At 73.4% G+C, this 18,089-nt stretch carries 12 protein-coding genes, 4 tRNA genes and 3 pseudogenes; 8 read left to right on the top strand and 11 right to left on the bottom strand.

Features of this window, described 5'->3' with window-relative positions; all coding sequences use genetic code 11:
• Positions 1-107 precede the first annotated feature (107 nt).
• From DA06_RS10335 to DA06_RS10305, 7 genes and pseudogenes are all read right to left on the bottom strand, one after another.
• Positions 108-1,082 carry a phosphatidylinositol mannoside acyltransferase gene (locus DA06_RS10335; protein ID WP_043499700.1) on the bottom strand — a complete coding sequence of 325 codons (975 nt, stop codon included), beginning with the start codon at positions 1,080-1,082 and terminating at the stop codon, positions 108-110.
• Positions 1,079-1,729 (bottom strand): phosphatidylinositol phosphate synthase, encoded by a 651-nt coding sequence (gene pgsA, locus DA06_RS10330; protein ID WP_043499712.1) that lies wholly within the window; start codon positions 1,727-1,729, stop codon positions 1,079-1,081. The genes DA06_RS10335 and pgsA overlap by 4 nt, the downstream gene beginning before the upstream one ends.
• Positions 1,729-2,251, bottom strand: a pseudogene (locus DA06_RS10325) (HIT family protein). The gene pgsA and the pseudogene DA06_RS10325 overlap by 1 nt, the downstream one beginning before the upstream one ends.
• A gap of 65 nt (positions 2,252-2,316) precedes the next feature.
• Positions 2,317-4,341 (bottom strand): threonine--tRNA ligase, encoded by a 2,025-nt coding sequence (gene thrS / locus DA06_RS10320; RefSeq protein WP_418607613.1) that lies wholly within the window; start codon positions 4,339-4,341, stop codon positions 2,317-2,319.
• A gap of 263 nt (positions 4,342-4,604) precedes the next feature.
• Positions 4,605-4,676: transfer RNA gene (locus tag DA06_RS10315), tRNA-Val, on the bottom strand.
• Between the two features lie 18 nt (positions 4,677-4,694).
• A tRNA-Cys gene (locus DA06_RS10310) sits at positions 4,695-4,765 on the bottom strand.
• 33 nt (positions 4,766-4,798) lie between these two features.
• Positions 4,799-4,871 (bottom strand) — tRNA-Gly (locus tag DA06_RS10305).
• A gap of 136 nt (positions 4,872-5,007) precedes the next feature.
• Between DA06_RS10305 and DA06_RS10300 the strand changes: the two genes are divergently transcribed.
• On the top strand, positions 5,008-5,835 hold the full coding sequence (locus DA06_RS10300; protein WP_043499707.1) for an aminotransferase class IV: 828 nt from the start codon (positions 5,008-5,010) through the stop codon (positions 5,833-5,835).
• 141 nt (positions 5,836-5,976) lie between these two features.
• Positions 5,977-6,048 (top strand) — tRNA-Val (locus DA06_RS10295).
• Positions 6,049-6,229: 181 nt separating this feature from the next.
• Here the strand turns inward: DA06_RS10295 and DA06_RS10290 are convergent.
• Complete coding sequence (locus tag DA06_RS10290; RefSeq protein ID WP_043499705.1) at positions 6,230-6,850, bottom strand: YgjV family protein; 621 nt, start codon at positions 6,848-6,850, stop codon at positions 6,230-6,232.
• A gap of 186 nt (positions 6,851-7,036) precedes the next feature.
• Here DA06_RS10290 and glgX point away from each other — a divergent pair.
• The 4 genes and pseudogenes from glgX to DA06_RS10270 all read left to right on the top strand — a co-directional run bounded on the left by glgX (position 7,037) and on the right by DA06_RS10270 (position 13,485).
• Positions 7,037-9,159, top strand: a pseudogene (gene glgX, locus DA06_RS10285) (glycogen debranching protein GlgX).
• Positions 9,156-11,666 carry a malto-oligosyltrehalose synthase gene (treY, locus tag DA06_RS10280; RefSeq protein ID WP_043499698.1) on the top strand — a complete coding sequence of 837 codons (2,511 nt, stop codon included), beginning with the start codon at positions 9,156-9,158 and terminating at the stop codon, positions 11,664-11,666. Before glgX ends, treY begins: the two are co-directional and overlap by 4 nt.
• A 48-nt stretch (positions 11,667-11,714) precedes the next feature.
• On the top strand, positions 11,715-13,343 hold the full coding sequence (treZ, locus tag DA06_RS10275) for a malto-oligosyltrehalose trehalohydrolase (protein WP_418607611.1): 1,629 nt from the start codon (positions 11,715-11,717) through the stop codon (positions 13,341-13,343).
• Entirely contained in the window at positions 13,246-13,485 is a 240-nt protein-coding gene (locus DA06_RS10270) for a hypothetical protein (protein WP_418607970.1), read from the top strand. Before treZ ends, DA06_RS10270 begins: the two co-directional genes overlap by 98 nt.
• Before the next feature lie 7 nt (positions 13,486-13,492).
• On the opposite strand, the gene DA06_RS10265 is transcribed toward DA06_RS10270, so the two are convergent.
• The 3 genes and pseudogenes from DA06_RS10265 to DA06_RS10255 form a co-directional block, all read right to left on the bottom strand.
• Positions 13,493-13,894 carry a DUF2399 domain-containing protein gene (locus DA06_RS10265; RefSeq protein ID WP_418607968.1) on the bottom strand — a complete coding sequence of 134 codons (402 nt, stop codon included), beginning with the start codon at positions 13,892-13,894 and terminating at the stop codon, positions 13,493-13,495.
• Positions 13,895-14,152: 258 nt separating this feature from the next.
• Positions 14,153-14,734: pseudogene (locus DA06_RS10260) on the bottom strand (TIGR02679 domain-containing protein); the annotation flags it as partial.
• 88 nt (positions 14,735-14,822) lie between these two features.
• Positions 14,823-15,464, bottom strand: a complete 642-nt coding sequence (locus DA06_RS10255; RefSeq protein ID WP_418607609.1) for an SbcC/MukB-like Walker B domain-containing protein — start codon at positions 15,462-15,464, stop codon at positions 14,823-14,825.
• Here DA06_RS10255 and DA06_RS10250 point away from each other — a divergent pair.
• A complete protein-coding gene (locus tag DA06_RS10250) occupies positions 15,442-16,482 on the top strand; it encodes a hypothetical protein (RefSeq protein WP_418607607.1) in 1,041 nt (346 codons plus the stop codon). The two genes, DA06_RS10255 and DA06_RS10250, sit on opposite strands and share 23 nt — an antisense overlap.
• Positions 16,479-17,918, top strand: a complete 1,440-nt coding sequence (locus DA06_RS10245) for a hypothetical protein (protein WP_043499684.1) — start codon at positions 16,479-16,481, stop codon at positions 17,916-17,918. Before DA06_RS10250 ends, DA06_RS10245 begins: the two co-directional genes overlap by 4 nt.
• Positions 17,919-18,089: the final 171 nt, after the last annotated feature.

Below are 18,089 nucleotides of genomic sequence, written 5' to 3'. Positions count from 1 at the left end.
GCTGACCTCGTGGCCGAGGCGGATGAGCTCCTCGGCGAGGTCGCGCACGTGGAACTGCACGCCGCCGGGCGCGTCGAAGGAGTACGGGCACACCAGGCCGATGCGCATCAGCTCTCCTCCCCCGCCCGGCCATCCGGTCCGGAGGAGGCGGCGCGCGCGAGACGCGCCGGGTCGAGGTCGGCGAGGAAGACCCGCTGCAGCATGTGCCACTGAGCGGGGTGCTCGTGGATCTTCGCGCCGAGCGCGTCGACCCAGCGCTGCGTGAGGGTGGCGATGTCGGCGGCTCCGTCGTCGTCCGTGGCGTCGACGCGCGGGAGGAACTCGATGACGATCCCCCACCGGGAACCGGCAGCCCGGCGGCGGGCGCCGCTGAGCCGCTCGTGGCGGATCATCGTCGGGTGCAGCGGCAGGCCGGTGGCGAGGGCCAGGGCCGCCGGGCCCGGGGCCACCCGGGCGCGCTCCCCGAGGAGGTCGACCTCGACGCCGGTGGCGGTGAGGTCCCGGTCGGCCAGGAGCGGGATCACGCTCGCGGAGGTCCGCGCGTGACGGATGAGCTGACGGAAGACCCCGCCGCCCTTCTCGAACGGGATGATCGTCATGCCCAGCCCGGTGCGGAAGTCGAGGAAGCCCTGGAAGATCTCCTCGGGCTGGAGGTGCTCGGCGACGGTGACGACGGGACCGAGGCTCTTGGTGGCCCAGGCTCCCGCGAGGTCCCAGTTGCCGAGGTGCCCGAGGGCGCACACCACCGAACGGCCCTCGGTGAGCGCCTCGCGGACGGGCGCGTCGCCGACCACCCGGACGCGGGCCCGGAGCCGGCCCTCGTCCAGGCGGGGAAGCTGGAACGCCTCGCAGTAGTAGCGCAGGTAGGCGCGCAGCCCCTCGCGGGACAGGCGGCGGATCGCGCGCCGGTCCAGCTCGGGACGCACCCGCAGCAGGTTCCGCTCGAGCTGGGCGGTGCCGCCGGCCCGCAGCGCCCACGCGAGGTCGGCCACCACCGTGAAAAGACCGCGGGCGAGAGGCTCGGGAAGATGCTCGACGCCGGCCCTCGCGAGGGAGAAGACCCTGACGACGTCGAGCCTCACCGGGCCTCCCCCGTGCCCGTCCCCGCCCCGTGGCGCCCCCCGGACTGGACGTACACGGCCCGCATGCGCTGCAGCACGGTGTAGGCGCTGGCGAGGGCGAGCAGCGCCAGCGCGCCGGTGAGCACCGCGGCGGGCAGCCCGAGGCCGACCAGCAGGACGGCGGCGAGGACGACGACGATCCGGTCGGCACGCTCGGCGAGGCCGACGTTGGCGGTCATGCCGAGGGACTCGGCCCGCGCCTTGGCGTAGGGCACCACCGCACCGAGCACGAGGGAGACGAGCGCGAGACCCGCCGTGAGGTTCCCGAGGGAGCCGCCCAGGTGGCGCAGCGCCCACACGGCCACGCCGGCGAAGATGGCGGCGTCGGCGAAGCGGTCCATCGTGGAGTCGAGGAACGCGCCCCACCGCGACTCGCTGCCCGTGAGGCGCGCCATCTGCCCGTCGAGGTTGTCCGCAACGACGAGCGCGCCCAGCAGCAGCGCGCCGGCGGTGAGGTGGCCGGCGGGCAGGAGCGTCAGCGCCGCCGCGGAGGTGAGCACCGTGCCGGTGACGGTCACGACGTCGGGGCTGACGCCGAGGCGGACGAGAGCGCGGGCGGCGGGGCCGAAGACGACGCGCGCGAAGCCCCGGGCGTTGGTGCTGAGCACTAGGCCTCCCCGCCCGAGGTCCGGGCCGCCGCGGCCCACTCGCCCGCGACGAGGTCCCGCGTCTCCCCCAGGACCTGCGGCAGGGCCTTGGTCCGTGCGACGACCGGGAGGAAGTTCGAGTCCCCGCCCCACCGGGGCACGACGTGCTGGTGGAGGTGGGCGGCGATGCCGGCGCCGGCGACCGTCCCCTGGTTCATGCCGAGGTTGAACCCGTGGGGCGCGGACACGGCCCGCAGCACGCGCATGGCCGTGACCGTCAGCACCCCGATCTCGTCGCGCTCGGCGTCGGTCAGCTCGGTGAGGTCGGCCACGTGCCGGTACGGGCACACGAGCAGGTGGCCGGGGGTTGTAGGGGTAGAGGTTGAGGACCACGTACGCGGCGGTGCCTCGATGGACGATCAGCCCCTCCTCGTCGCTCCGCGAGGGCGCGCGGCAGAAGGGGCAGGCGCCCTCGCCGTCGTCGTCCGGCTTGTCCTGCCCGCCGACGTAGACCATGCGGTGCGGCGTCCACAGCCGCTCCATGGCGTCCGGGACGCCGGGGTGGGCGCCGGCGCGCTCCGCCGTCCGGCGGTCCAGGTCCTCCTGGCTCACACCTGCTCCCGCGCCGCGATCTTCCCGACGATCTCCTCGATCGCCTCGGCCACCGGCACCTGGTTGCGCTGGGAGCCGTCGCGGTAGCGGAAGGAGACCGCGCCGGCCTCGACGTCCTCGCCGCCGGCGATGAGGACGAAGGGTGCCTTCTCCTTGGCGGCGTTGCGGATCTTCTTGCCGAACCGGTCGTCGGAGGAGTCGAGCTGGACGCGGACGCCGCGGGCGCGGAGCTGGTCGAGGACGCCGCGAAGGTAGTCGTCGAAGACGTCGGCGACGGGCACGCCGACCACCTGGACCGGGGAGAGCCAGGCGGGGAAGGCGCCGGCGTAGTGCTCGAGCAGCACGCCGAAGAACCGCTCGATGGACCCGAACAGCGCGCGGTGGATCATCACCGGGCGCTGCCGGCTGCCGTCAGGGGCCGTGTACTCGAGCTCGAAGAGCTCGGGCTCGAAGAAGTCGAGCTGGATCGTGGACAGCTGCCAGGTGCGCCCGATGGCGTCCTTGGCCTGGACGGAGATCTTGGGCCCGTAGAACGCGGCGCCGCCGGGGTCCGGCACCAGCTCGAGCCCGGAGGCGGTGGCCACCTCCTCCAGGGTGCGCGTGGCCTCCTCCCAGGTGGCCTCGTCCCCCACCGACTTCTCGGGGTCCCGCGTGGACAGCTCGAGGTAGAACTCCTCGAGCCCGTAGTCCTTGAGGAGGTCCAGCACGAAGGTCAGCAGGCTCGCGAGCTCGTCCTTCATCTGCTCGCGGGTGCAGTAGATGTGGGCGTCGTCCTGGGTGAAGCCGCGGGCGCGGGTGAGGCCGTGCACCACCCCGGACTTCTCGTACCGGTAGACGTGCCCGAACTCGAAGAGCCGCAGCGGCAGCTCGCGGTAGGAGCGCCCGCGCGAGTTGTACACGAGGTTGTGCATCGGGCAGTTCATGGGCTTGAGGTAGTAGTCCTGGCCCTGCCGGGTGATGTTGCCCTCGGCGTCGCGCGCCTCGTCCAGGTGCATCGGGGGGTACATCCCGTCGGCGTACCACTCCAGGTGCCTGGAGGTCTCGAAGAGCTGCGCCTTGGTGATGTGCGGGGTGTTGACGAAGGAGTAGCCGGCCTCGACGTGGCGGCGGCGGGAGTACTCCTCCATCTCCATCCGGATCATCGCACCCTTGGGGTGGAAGACGGGCAGGCCCGACCCGATCTCGTCGGGGAAGGAGAACAGGTCCAGCTCGGCGCCCAGGCGGCGGTGGTCGCGGCGCTCCGCCTCGGCCAGGCGCTCGGTGTACGCCCGGAGCTCGTCCTTGGAGGGCCAGGCGGTGCCGTAGACGCGCTGCAGCTGAGGGTTCTTCTCGCTGCCGCGCCAGTAGGCGGCGGCGCTGCGCATGAGCTGGAACCCGTTCCCGATCAGCTTCGTGGAGGGCAGGTGCGGGCCGCGGCACAGGTCCTTCCAGGCCACCTCGCCGCCGCGCCGGACGTTGTCGTAGATGGTCAGCTCGCCGCCGCCCACCTCGACCGAGGAGCCCTCGGCCACCTCGCCCTCGGCGTCCCCGCCCGGCCCCTTCAGGCCGATCAGCTCGAGCTTGTACGGCTCGCCGGCCAGCTCGGCGCGCGCCTCCTCCTCGCTGACGACCCGACGGCGGAAGGTCTGACCCTCCTTGACGATCCGCGCCATCGTCTTCTCGAGGTTCTTCAGGTCCTCGGGGGTGAACGGCGTCTCGACGTCGAAGTCGTAGTAGAAGCCGTTCTCGACGGGGGGCCCGATGCCGAGCCTGGCGTCCGGGTTCACCTGCTGCACCGCCTGCGCGAGCACGTGCGCGGCGGAGTGGCGCAGGACCGACAGGCCCGCGGGGCTGTCGATCGTCACGGGCTCGACCCTCGCGCCGACCGGCAGGTCGGCGAGGTCCACGGAGAGGTCCTTCAGCTCCCCGTCCACCGCCAGCGCGACCACGTCGCGCCGGTCGGCGAAGAGCTCGGTCCCCGTGGTGCTCTCGGTGACCGTCTGCTCGACGCCGTCGATGGTCAGGAAGTGGTCGATGGTCACGGGGACAGCTCCTCGCAGGTGCGGACAGGACCTCACGATCGTACCGACGCGGGGCACCGCTGCCGCACCACGTGACCGGCGCTCCGCAGCCGCACGTGACCGGTCGCGGGTGTCGTCGACGGGCCTGACGCGCACCCTGCGCACCCGGCGGGCCCGTGGGCCGCGTACGCGGCAGGCGCGACGTCGTGAGCCGGGCCGTCCTGGCAGAGAAACGCTCGAGGCCCCGCGGTCGGCTCGTGAGCCGGCCGCGGGGCCTCGTTCGGTGGGCGATACTGGGATCGAACCAGTGACCTCTTCCGTGTCAGGGAAGCGCGCTACCGCTGCGCCAATCGCCCAGGTCCTGCACCGCAGAGAGGTGGCGACGGGATTCGAACCCGTGTATACGGCTTTGCAGGCCGCTGCCTCGCCTCTCGGCCACGCCACCCTGAGGGATGCCCACCGGGTGGTGGTGCCTCCGAGCGGATGACGGGACTCGAACCCGCGACCCTCACCTTGGCAAGGTGATGCTCTACCAACTGAGCCACATCCGCGTGTGCCATCCGGTGCGTCCTGCGCTCCGGTGGAACGTCCAGAACTTTAACCACCACGCAGGGGAAAGTCCAAACCGCAGAGTGGTGAAATCGTCGTGATCAGTGACACAGTGCCTCCATGCCACCCGGGAACCGCGTGATCGTCTGGTTCGACGGCCGCCTGCGCGGACACGCCGAGCCGCTGGTCCTTGCCACCGACCACGGACTGACGGTAGGCGACGGCGTCTTCGAGGCGTGCGAGCTCCTGGGCGGACGCCCGTTCGCGCTCACCCGGCACCTCGAGAGGCTCGAACGTTCGGCCTCGGGGCTCGGCCTGCCGCCGCCCGACCGCGAGCTCGTCCGCCGTGCCGTCGCGGAGGTGGCCGCGGCGTGGGGCGAGTCGCTCGGCCGGGTGCGGATCGTGTGGACCGCCGGGCCGGGCCCGCTCGGGTCCGACGCAGCCTGGGGGCCGGGGACGCTGCTGGTCGCCGCCTCCGCCGTCGGCGCTCCCCGGGCGGTCTCGGTGTCGGTGGTGCCGTTCACCCGCAACGAGCGCTCGGCGATCGCCGGCCTGAAGACCATCTCCTACGCGGAGAACGTCCGCGCCCTCGCGTGGGCGCACGAGCACGGCGGGGACGAGGCCGTCTTCGCCAACACCCGCGGCGAGCTGTGCGAGGGCACCGGCACGAACATCTTCCTGGAGGTCGACGGCGCCCTGGTCACCCCGCCGCTGGAGTCGGGCTGCCTCGCGGGCGTCACCCGGGCCCTCGTCGTCGAGTGGGCGCGCGAGGCCGGCGTGGAGGTCCGGGAGGAGACGTTGCCGCTCGACGCGATCCACCGCGCGGAGCACGCGGCGCTGACGTCCTCGACCCGCGGGGTCGTGCCCGTCGTCGCCGTCGACGGGCGGGAGCTCAGCCCGGGGCCGCTGACCGGGCGGGTCGCGGAGATCTACACGCGCCGCCACCTCGAGGCGCCCGATCCGTAGGCGCCGGGGACACCCCGACGGGGCGGTGTGGCCTTCCTCTCATGCGCTCAGGGGCCTGCCGGTTTCACGAACGGGCACCGCGTTCGCTAACATCACTTCTCGCACCCGAACGCGCCGGCCGCGGCCGGCACCGAGGGCCGCGGGCGATTGGCTCAGTGGTAGAGCGCCTCGTTCACACCGAGGAGGTCACTGGTTCGAACCCAGTATCGCCCACAAGCAGCGAAGGCCGCCCCGCACCGCCGGGGCGGCCTTCGTCGTCAGGCGTCCGGCTTTCGTCGTGAGGCGTCCGGGTTCGTCAGTGAGGCGTCCGGCCTTCGTCGTCAGGCGTCCGGGCCGTACCCCCGCGCGGGGCGAGATCCAGGCTCGTGGGCGTCCCTCACCTCGCGCGGGTCCCTCACGTCGCGCGGGCGAGGTCCAGCTCGTAGGCGTCCCCCACCTCGGTGAAACCGATGCGCCCGTAGTACGGCTCCCGGACGCCCGGGGCGCTGCGCACCCGGCGGTAGCCGTCCTCGAGAAGGATGTCGCTGGCGTTGAAGACGAACTCGCCGGGCGTGAAGTCGCGGTACTTCTCCACCACGTGGTCCAGGTCGATCTGGGCGACGCCGTCCCCCGCGTCGTGGAGCAGCACGTACCCGACCGTCTCCTCCCCCTTGACGATGAGGTAGGCCGCCCCGCCGGGCACGGGGCCGCGGAAGCCCGGCGTGAATCTCTCGATCTCGGCGCGGTGCCGTGCGAGGAGGTGGTGCAGGTACTCCCCCGCCGGGTCCACCCGGAGGACTCCGTAGGCCTCCTCCGAGTGCCGCTGCCCGAGCAGCCGGTACAGGTTGACGGTCTGGACGGCGGCGAGCACCACGTTCAGGCCCACCACGGGCCAGACGCCGAGCACGGCGTTGTAGACGATCTGCAGCAGGCAGCCGACGAGGTTGATGAACCGCAGCCGCAGGATCCGCTGCTGCATCATCGACCAGACCACCACGGCCGACCCGAGCCAACCGACGATCTCCAGCACCGGCATCGCGGTCACCCCCAGGTATCGGACGAGCGGAACGTGGCAGCGTCGCCGCGATCCTCCCACGCCAGTCACGTCGGCGGCCGGTCCCGGCGACGGGCGGCACGGGCCGCGCGTGAGCCGTCTCACGCACCGGGCACCGGGAGCGCTCTCGGGGAGCCGTCCAACGGTGCCCGTGCCAAGGTATGCCACATGCAGACCTGGCCCGGCCGCCCCTATCCGCTTGGAGCCACCTTCGACGGTTCCGGTACGAACTTCGCACTATTCTCCAGCGTCGCCGAGCGCGTGGAGCTGTGCCTCCTGGACGACGACGGGACGGAGGAGCGCGTCGATCTCACAGAGGTCGACGCCCACGTCTGGCACGGCTACCTGCCCTCGGTCCAGCCCGGGCAGCGCTACGGCTACCGGGTCCACGGCCCGTACGACCCGGCCGCCGGCCACCGGTGCGACCCGTCGAAGCTCCTGCTCGACCCGTACGCCAAGGCGATCGACGGGCAGATCGACGCCGACCCCTCCCTGTACTCGTACTCCTTCGACGACCCCGAGCAGCGCAACGAGGAGGACTCGGCCGGACACACGATGACGTCCGTCGTCGTCAACCCCTTCTTCGACTGGGGCTACGACCGTCCCCCGAACCGCGACTACCACGAGACCGTCATCTACGAGGCCCACGTCAAGGGCATGACCAAGCTGCACCCGGAGGTCCCCGAGGAGCTGCGCGGCACCTACTCGGGCATGTCCCACCCGGCGGTGGTCCAGCACCTCGTGGAGCTCGGTGTCACCGCGGTGGAGCTGATGCCGGTGCACCAGTTCGTCAACGACCCCCACCTGCAGGAGAAGGGCCTGAGCAACTACTGGGGCTACAACTCCATCGGGTTCTTCGCCCCGCACAACGGCTACGCCGCCTACGGCACCCGCGGCGAGCAGGTCCAGGAGTTCAAGACCCTCGTCAAGGCGCTGCACGAGGCGGGCATCGAGGTCATCCTGGACGTCGTCTACAACCACACCGCCGAGGGCAACCACCTCGGCCCCACGCTGTCCTTCCGGGGGATCGACAACGCCGCGTACTACCGCCTCGTGGACGGCGACGAGGCGCACTACTTCGACACCACCGGTACGGGCAACTCCCCTGCTGATGCGCTCCCCCGCACACGCTGCAGATGATCATGGACTCGCTGCGGTACTGGATCGAGGAGATGCACGTCGACGGCTTCCGCTTCGACCTCGCCTCGACGCTGGCCCGTGAGCTGCACGAGGTCGACCGGCTGTCGGCGTTCTTCGACATCATCCAGCAGGACCCGGTCATCTCCCAGGTCAAGCTCATCGCCGAGCCGTGGGACGTCGGCGAGGGCGGGTACCAGGTGGGCGGGTTCCCCCCGCTCTGGTCGGAGTGGAACGGCAAGTACCGCGACACGGTCCGCGACTTCTGGCGCGGCGAGCCCTCGACCCTGGGCGAGTTCGCCAGCCGGCTCACCGGTTCGGCGGACCTGTACGAGCACAGCGGCCGCCTGCCCGTCTCCTCGATCAACTTCGTCACCGCCCACGACGGCTTCTCCCTGCGTGACCTCGTCTCCTACAACGAGAAGCACAACGAGGCCAACGGCGAGGGCGGGGCCGACGGCGAGTCGCACAACCGGTCGTGGAACTGCGGCGTGGAGGGGCCCACCGACGACCCGGAGGTCCTGGCCCTGCGAGCTCGCCAGCAGCGGAACTTCCTCGCCACGCTCCTGCTGAGCCATGGCGTGCCGATGATCCTGCACGGCGACGAGCTCAGCCGCACCAAGGGCGGGAACAACAACACGTACTGCCAGGACAACGAGCTCTCGTGGCTCGACTGGGAGCTCGACGAGCACGCCGAGGACCAGCTCGACTTCACCCGCCGGCTCATCGCGCTGCGCGCCGAGCAGCCCGTGTTCCGCCGTCGCCGGTTCTTCGCCGGCCTGCCCGAGCACGGCGGCGAGTCGGAGATCGGCGACATCGAGTGGTTCAACCCCTCGGCGGAGCACATGGCCGACGAGGACTGGAGCACCTGGTTCGCGAGGTCCGTGATGGTCTTCCTCAACGGGCAGGCGATCCCGGAGCCGGACGCCCGCGGCGAGCGCGTCGTCGGGGACTCCTTCCTGGTCCTGTTCAACGCCGCCGCGGAGCCCATCGAGTTCTCCCTCCCGGGCGAGGAGTACGGACCCACCTGGGAGGTCGTCGTCGACACCGTCGAGCCCGACGTCCCCGAGCGCACCCTCGAGGCGCGCGAGACCCTGCAGGTCGAGGCGCGCAGCGTCGTCGTGCTGCGCGGCCCGAAGGAGGACCGCGAGTGAGCGGCCAGGCGTCCGGGGCGGCGGCCGCCCACCTCCCCGGGCCCGGCCGGCGCCTGCCCGTGAGCACCTACCGCCTCCAGCTCGGCCCCGACCTGACGTTCGCCGACGCCGAGGCCGCGCTGCCCTACCTGGACTCCCTCGGCGTGACCGACCTCTACCTGTCGCCCGTCCTCCAGGCCGCCCCCGGGTCGACCCACGGCTACGACGTCGTCGACCACAGCCGGATCAGCGCCGAGATGGGCGGGCGCGAGGGGCTGGAGTCCCTCGCCGCGGCCGCCCACTCGCGCGGCATGGGCGTCGTCGTCGACGTCGTCCCCAACCACATGGCCGTGCCGACGCCCGTGTGGCACAACCGGGCCCTGTGGTCGGTGCTCAAGCACGGCGTCTCCTCGCCGTTCGCCACCTGGTTCGACGTCGACCTGGAGTCGGGCGACGGGCTGCTCATGCCTGTCCTCGGCAACCGGATCGGGTCCGTGCTCGCGTCGGGCGAGCTCACCCTCGACCGGATGGTCGTCCCCAGCGAGCCGGACGAGGGCGAGCAGGTGGTGCTGCGCTACTACGACCACGTGTTCCCCGTGCGCCCGGAGACCGAGCATCTGCCGCTGGCGGAGCTGATCGAGCGGCAGCACTACCGCCTGGCCTACTGGCGGGTGGCCGACGAGGAGCTGAACTACCGGCGCTTCTTCGACGTCGGCACCCTGGCGGCGGTGCGGGTGGAGGACGCGCAGGTCTTCGACGCCACGCACGCCCTGCTCCTCGAGCTCTTCCACGACGGCGTGATCGACGCCTTCCGCATCGACCACCCGGACGGGCTGGCGGAGCCGCGCGGCTACCTGCGCCGGCTGCACGAGGCGACCGGTGGCGCGTGGGTGGCCGCGGAGAAGATCCTCGAGGGCGAGGAGGAGCTGCCCGAGGACTGGCCCGTGGCCGGCACGACCGGCTACGACGCCGCCTGGCGCCTGCACGCGCTGCAGGTCGATCCCGGGGGCGCCGTCCCGCTGGCCGCCCTGATGCAGGAGCTCACCGGGGACCCGGCGAACCTTCCGGCGGTGATCGAGGAGGCCAAGCGGCAGATCGTCGCGACCTCCCTCTTCGCCGAGATCGACCGCCTCACGCGCCTGCTGACCGAGATCTGCGACGGCGACATCCGGCTGCGTGACCACACCTACCGGTCGCTGCAGGACTGCGTCGTCGAGCTCGTCGTCGCCTTCCCGCGCTACCGCGCGTACGTGGTGCCCGGCGAGGACGCGCCGCCGGCCGCGGAGCGCCTCCTGCGGGAGGCCGCCGACGTCGCGCGCGCCCGCCTGGAGCCGGACCGCCACGACACCCTCGACGTCGTCGTCGACCTGCTCCTGGGGCGGGAGGTCGGCAGCGCCGGCCGCACGCACGAGGAGCGGCGCACCGAGCTGATGGTGCGCTTCCCGCAGGTGTGCGGCGCCGTGATGGCCAAGGGGGTCGAGGACACCGCCTACTACCGGTGGACGCACCTGGTGAGCCTGTGCGAGGTCGGCGGCGCGCCGGACCGGTTCGGCGTCGACCCCGACGAGCTGCACGGCTGGGCCGCGCGCACCCTCACCGCCTGGCCGGCCACGATGACCGCCGGCTCCACGCACGACACCAAGCGCGGGGAGGACGTGCGCTCGCGCATCGGGGTCCTCGGCGGGCACGCCGAGACCTGGACCGAGCTCGTGCGCTCGCTGCGGGCCGCGACCGCGGAGCTGCGCCCCGCGGATCTCGACGGGCGCACCGAGAACCTGCTCTGGCAGACGCTCGCGGGGACGTGGACCGACACCGGACCGATCCCGGCCGAGCGGCTCCAGGCGTACCTGGTCAAGGCGTCCCGCGAGCAGAAGTCGTGGACCACCTGGACGGCGCCGGACGAGGCCCGCGAGGAGGCGATGAACCGCTACGCGGCCGCGCTGCTCGAGCATCCCGACGTCGTCGCCGCCTTCAGCTCGTGGGTCGAGCAGACCGCCAGCGCGGTGCGACGGTCCGTGCTCGGCACGAAGCTGCTCCAGCTCGCCGTGCCGGGCGTCGCCGACGTCTACCAGGGCACGGAGGTCACGCAGACGTCGCTGGTGGACCCGGACAACCGCCGCCCGGTCGACCTCGACGCCCTCGCCGGCGTGCTCGCCGGCCTCGACGCCGGTCGCTCGCCCTCCGGCCTGGACGAGGAGAAGCTGCTCGTCACCGCCTCGGCGCTCCGCCTGCGCCGGAGGCACCCCGCTGCGTTCGTCGGGCCGGGGGCCGGGTACGAGCCGCTCCCGACGACGACCGGCCACGCGCTCGCCTTCGCCCGCTCGGACGCCGACGGGCCGCGTGTCGTGGCCGTCGCGACGCGGCTCGTCGCCGAGCCGGCACCGGCACGCGCCCTCGCCGACCAGACCGTCGTCCTGCCGGACGGGACCTGGCGCGACGTCCTGACCGGTACGGAGCACCGGGCCGGGCCCGCCCGCCTGGGGGACCTTCTCGCGGCCCTCCCCGTCGCCCTCCTGGAGCGCGCATGACCGAGCATCTGCGGGTGTGGGCACCCCGCCGCGTCCGGCGTCGACCTCGTGCTGCCCGGGACCGGCTCTCCCGGGACCGGCTCTCCCGGGGCGGCCGACGGCCCAGGCCCGTCCGGCGGCGGCACGCCGGTGCCGATGGTCGCCGAGGGGGGCGGCTGGTGGCGGTCGCCGTCGCCGGTCCCCGCGGGCACCGACTACGCGTTCTCCCTGGAGGGCGGACCGGCGATGCCCGACCCGCGCAGCCCGTGGCAGCCGTACGGCGTCCACGGGCCGTCCCGCACGTTCGACGCCGGGGCGCACCAGTGGTCCGACGGCGCGTGGGCCGGACGCTCGGTCCTCGGCGCGGTCGTCTACGAGCTCCACATCGGCACGTTCACGCCGGAGGGCACCCTCGACGCCGCCGTCGGCCGGCTCGACCACCTCGTGGCTCTCGGCGTCGACATGGTCGAGCTCATGCCCGTGGCCGCGTTCCCCGGTACGCGCGGCTGGGGCTACGACGGCGTGGCGCTGTACGCGGTCCACGACCCGTACGGCGGGCCCGCGGCGCTGCAGCGTTTCGTCGACGCCGCGCACGCCCGGGGCGTCGCCGTCTGCCTGGACGTGGTCTACAACCATCTCGGCCCCTCGGGGAACTATCTCGGCGCCTTCGGGCCGTACTTCACCGAGCGGCACCACACCCCGTGGGGCGCGGCCGTCAACCTCGACGGGGACGACGCCGCCGAGGTGCGCACGTTCGTCGTCGACAACGCCCTGCGGTGGTTGCGGGACTTCCACATCGACGCCCTCCGCCTCGACGCGGTCCACGCGCTCGTGGACGACTCGCCCCGCCACCTGCTCGCCGAGCTCAGCGACGCCGTGGCCGACCTCGAGGGCGAGGTGGGGCGTCCGCTCTCCCTGGTGGCGGAGTCCGACCTCAACGACGCGAAGATGGTCACGGCCACCGCGGCCGGCGGCCTCGGCATGACGGCGCAGTGGAACGACGACCTCCACCACGCCCTGCACGCGCTGGTGACCGGGGAGCGGCAGGGGTACTACGCGGACTTCGGGAGCCCGGAGACGCTGGCGAAGGCGCTCACCGACGTCTTCGTCCACGCCGGCGAGTTCTCCAGCTTCCGCGGCAAGGTGTGGGGTGCACCGGTGCCCCCCGACGTGGACCGCCGGCGCTTTGTGGTCTTCTCCCAGGACCACGACCAGGTCGGCAACCGCGCGCTCGGCGACCGGCCGAGCCGTGCTCTCTCCCCCGGCCGGCTGGCCGTCAGCGCGGCCGCCGTCCTGCTGGGTCCGGGCACCCCCCATGCTGTTCATGGGAGAGGAGTGGGGCGCCGCGACGCCGTTCCAGTACTTCACCGACCACGCAGAGCCGGAGCTCGCCCGGGCGGTGCAGGAGGGACGCGCCAAGGAGTTCGGCACCCACGGGTGGGCCGAGCTCTACGGCCACGAGATCGAGGTGCCGGACCCGCAGGCGCCGGAGACGGTCGAGGCGTCCCGGCTGGACTGGACGGAGCCGGAGAGGCCCGAGCACGCGCGGGTGCTGGAGTTCTACCGGGATCTCATCCGGCTCCGGCGCACCGAGCCGGACATCGCCGCCGGCGAGCGGCCCGCCGTCGACGTCGCCGACGACGGGGCCTGGCTGGTCCTGCACCGCGGGGCGGTCGACGTCGTGCTCGTCCTCGCTGACGGCGCCACCGTCGTGCCGCTGCCCACGGGCGACGCAGGGTCGCCCGACGTGGTGCTGTCGTGGGGCGAGACCGCGCTCGCGCCCGACGGCACGTCCCTCACGGTGCAGGGTCCCGGCGTGGCGGTGCTGCGCAGCACCTGACCGCCGCTCAGGCTCCCGCGGCGCCCAGGTCGGCGAGCAGGAGCCCGAGCTGCGCCTCTTCGTGGATCGCGGCGCCGTGCGTGGTCATCGCCTCCGCGAGCCGGGGATCCCACGGGGTGGCCGGCACTACGCCGGTGAGCGGAAGCCGCACCAGTCCGTCGATCGGGCCGAGCGCCGCGAGATAGTCCTCCTCGCCGAACCGCCACGGGCGTACCCCACGGGTGAAGAGCCTCGCGGCCATCGCGACGCCGGCGACGTCGAAGTCCCCGTGGTACCGCACGTCGGCACCGGCGGCCACCAGGGCGTCGAAGACCCGGACGGCGACCATTGCCGGGTTGCCCGCGGTGCACAGCAGCGCACCTGGCGCCCCGCGCGCGCCGCAGCCTGAAGGACCTGGGGGTTCTCGCACACGTGCACCCGTTGGCCCCGGCCCGTCCAGGCCGCCGCCGCCGCCGTGCGCCACTCCTGCATCGTGACGTGCGTGACGACGCCCAGGTCGGCGCGGGCGCGCATCATCTGGGCCCACGGCCCCGTCCCGGTGGGACGTAGCCCCCACACCAGCACCGTGCCCGACACGTCGTCCGGCGCCACGCCCGCGCGCAGCCAGAGCGCCCGCCGCTCCGCCGCGGTAGCGGGCCGCTCCTCCCCCGGCAGCGAGGGCTAACGCCCGCAGGACGAGCGCACCGGCCACCTTGCCGTCGTCGAGCGCGTGGGCGTCACCGCAGCACGTGCTCGCCAGCTCGGCGAGCTCGAGCACTGGCGGTGCGCCCCCGAGGGCGTCGTCCGCCGTCGGCAGGTAGCCACCGGGAGCGAGGCGCGCGAGCACCGCCACGGCATGCTCGACGACCGTTCGTGCTGATGCCCCGGCCCGGGTCAGCGCCCCGCGGCGCCGTACCCAGGACCGCCACGCCGGGGCCCACGGTGCGTCCTGGAGTCCGTGACGGGCCAGCGTCTCGCCGAGGTGGTCGGCGAGGCGGGCCCGCTCGGCCTCCTCACCCGCGAGCTGTGCCTTTCGGTCCTCGACCGGGAGGCCGAGAGCCGCAAGGACGTCCACGAGACCCCGCCGCGCGGCGGAGTCCCGGAGCGCGGCGTCGAGCTCCGCGAGGTCGATCCCGCCGCGCCGCGGCGAGGTCCGGGATCCCAGCAGCCCGGCGAGGTGCTCGGCACCGGCGTCGTCGAGCCTGACGTGCAACGTGCCCGTAGCGGCACGACCGTTCTTGCGAAGCCGCGCGCGCACGGCGTGCCACATCGCGTCGAGGGTCGGGTCGGCGAGATACGCCCGTAGCTCGGAGCTCAGTACCGTCGGCGCGTTCTCGGGACCGGCGGAGCTCATACCGTCAGGTGCCGGAAGCGGCCGTCCCAGTGCGTGTGGACGGCGACGGCGGGGGTGCCCTCTGCTCGGAGGATCTCGTACTCATCGGCGCACGGGGACCTGGGGGGTAGGTGACCCACAGGTTGTGCGCCGTCATGCAGAAGTCGAGGTCAAGGCGCACGAGCAGGCCCATGAGCTCACCGATGGTCGGGTCGTCGACCTTGGCGAAGGCGTCGTCGAGCAGCACCAGGCGCAGCGCCGTGTCGCCGAGACCGGACAGGTACGCGTCCGCCGCGGCGAAGAGCGTCACGTAGGAGACGAAGCGGGTCTCTCCCTGGGACAGCTTGGCCCGGCCCCGCAGCTCGCGCCGGTCGTTCGGCCCGGGCCCGAGGATGGTCACCCGCATGTGGTGCCAGTCGCGGTAGTCGAGGGCACTCTTGAGGTGCTGCGCGTAGCCCGCCGTCTCGTCGAGCGCGAACTGCTCGTCCACCTGCTCCCGCAGGAGTCCGATCAGCTCCTCGGTGCGCTCGCCCGGCCGCACGGCGGCCGCCGTCCGGACGAGCTCCTTGATGCGGTGGACCCGGCTGCCGTCGGGTGCGTCCAGCACCCACGCCAGCCGCACCCCGATGCCGTGGCTGGTGCTGATGCTGCGCAGGCTCTCGTTCATCGCGTCCACGAGCTGCTCGGACTGCGACAGTCGCCGGCGCAGCTCCTCCCCCCACCCCGCCGATGACGAAGTTCGTGAACACCTCGTGCTCCCGGCTGGTCAGGGCCTCCCGTGCCCGTTCGACGCGGGCACGCAGGTCAGCTGCGGCCTCGGCCACCGGACGTCGGCCGATGGTGTCGACCAGCTCGACGAGGTGGACGTCCTCGGCGACGGTGGGCACCACGTCGAAACCGCCCTGCAGGTCGGCCTCGAGCTTCTGCCGGGCGCGCAGCAGGGCGTTGAGGTCGGCGGTCGCGGTCCCGGCGACGGCGGACCGCACCGTGTCGGCGGCCGCGCGGACAAGGTCCGGCGTGACCGGCCCGTCCGCCGGCAGGTCCAGGTCACCGCCGCCGGCGGCCGCCACCACCCCCGGCAGGGCCACCTGGCGGCGCAGTCTCTCCAGCGCACCGGAGAGCTGCCGTTCCGACGATGCTTCGGCGTCCGCAGCGGTCTCGGCGTCCCGGCGGGCCACGGCCTCCTGCTCGCCGAGCTTCTGCGCGACCACCCGGGCGTCACGCAGCTCGCGGGCGACCCGACGCTGCTCATCCTCGGTCGCGGCCAGCCGGCGGTGGACCTCACTCGCCTCCTGCCCGAGGCTCTCGGAGAGCGCGTCGACCTCCGCCGCCTCGCGGTGCCACTCGTCCCAGGCCTCCTCGGCACGGAGCTCGGCCTCGGCGCGGCGTTCCCGGTGCCCGTCGAGCCGTGCCGCCTCCTCGGCGTGCCGGTCCCGCCGGTGCGCGAGAGCGGTCCCGGACATGCCGGCCCCGTCCTCGCCCCACGCGCCGCCCGGGACCGCGCGCGCGCGTTCCTGTCCACCTACCGGCCCCCGGACCACGGCTCCTTCACCGCCCGCGTGGACGCTTACCGCACTCTCAACCTGGGCCTGCACGCCCTCCGCGCCGCCCGGCGGCTCAAGGACGAGCGCGTCGCGCAGGCACTCGCGCTGCTCGAGCACGACACCACCGGAGGTGCACGATGACCACCACCACGGACGCGGCCGTCACCGCGCTCGCGCCCTTCGCGGTGCTGCCCGACTGGCTCGCGGCCCCCATGCGGCCGGGCGCGCTGGAACGGTCGCTGAGGCGGCACGTACCGGAGCTCGCCGTCGGCCGCCTCCGGCTCGTGGACTGCCGCACCGACCGGCTCCGGGCGAAGGGTGACCAGTGGCTGACGCGCTGCCGCGCCTGGGTCGCCAGGGACGATGCGGCGGGCGGTGAGCCGGTCGAGCTCGTGCTCGCCGGCACCCTCCGTCCGCCCGGCGCGCCGGAGCCGGCCCTCACGGGCGCCGACGTCCCGTTCGGTCAGCCAGGGTATGAGGTGTACCTGCCGGACCTGCGTCTGCACCTCGCCGTGGAGGAGGCCGACCCTGGCCTCCCCGCTCTCGCCGGGCTCGCGGACCCGGAGGCGTCCGCCAGGCTCATCGAGCGGATGCTTCGCGAGGGCGGCTACCCGCAGGCGCGGGTCGCGTCGAGCACCCCGCACGTCGTCCGGTACAAGCCGGGCAGCCGGTGCACGATCGTCTACGACGTCGCCTACGACCCGCCCTCCCCAGAGCTGCCCTGCCCGGTCGTGGCCAAGACGCACCAGGGCGACAAGGGGTCCGTCGCCCACGAGGCGATGACGGCTCTGTGGAGCACGCCGCTCGCCGCGGGCGACGTCGTCCGGCTGGCCGAGCCGCTCGGGTACCTGCCCGGGCAACGCGTCCTCCTGCAGGGCCCGGTGCCCGAGGACAGGACCCTGAAGGAGCTCGCCCGCGAGGCCTTCGAGCACGGTGACCCGGACACCCTGGACCAGCTGCGTACGGAGCTCGGGCGCACCGCCGTCGCCCTCGCTGCGCTGCACCGCAGCGGCGCGCTCTACCGCCGCACCGTCACCTGGCGGGACGAGCTCGCGGAGACCCGCGAGGTCCTGGACCGTCTCTCCCTCAGCGTCCCCGGCCTGTGCCGCGCGGCCGAGCCGATGCTCGCCCGGCTGGAGGCGCTGGACCGTGCCGTGCCGGCGGACCCGCCGGTCAGCGCGCACCACGACTTCCGCCCCGCGCAGGTGCTCCTGGACCATGGCGCGGTCGGGTTCATCGACTTCGACGGCGCCGCCATGGCGGAGCCCGGTCTCGACCTCGGTCGCTTCCGGGGCAAGCTGCGGGACATCGGGGTCACCGCGTTGTCGGCACACGAGGCGGGCTACCGGCCGGACCTCCTGCGGGCGAGGCTGAAGCTGCTCGACGAGCTGTGCGACGAGTTCCTCGACGCCTACCGGGCGCACGCCCCGGTGCGGCACGAGCGCGTGCTCCTGTGGGAGACGATCGACCTGCTCACCGCCCTGCTGCACACCTGGTCGAAGGTGCGGCTGCTCCGCGTCGAGCCCCGCCTCGCGATCCTGATGCACCAGCTGCGCACCGCCCGGCTGGAGGCCTGAGCGGCCCGTGGCGGTGCGTCCGGACGCGGGGAGCCAGCGCCGGCCCAGGCGCTGCGACGTGCCGGACGGGCACGAGGACGGCGGCGGCCCGGCGCGTGCATCGGCTCGTCGCTGTGACCCCCCGACGCCGTTCACCGGTGCCGTGCGCCGGCCGCTGTCACGACGGCGGTG

The organism is Georgenia sp. SUBG003 (assembly GCF_000715355.2).
Classification (GTDB): Bacteria; Actinomycetota; Actinomycetes; order Actinomycetales; family Actinomycetaceae; genus Georgenia.
The sequence above is the reverse complement of the archived record's forward strand: the minus strand, read 5'-3'. Positions and strand labels throughout refer to the sequence as shown.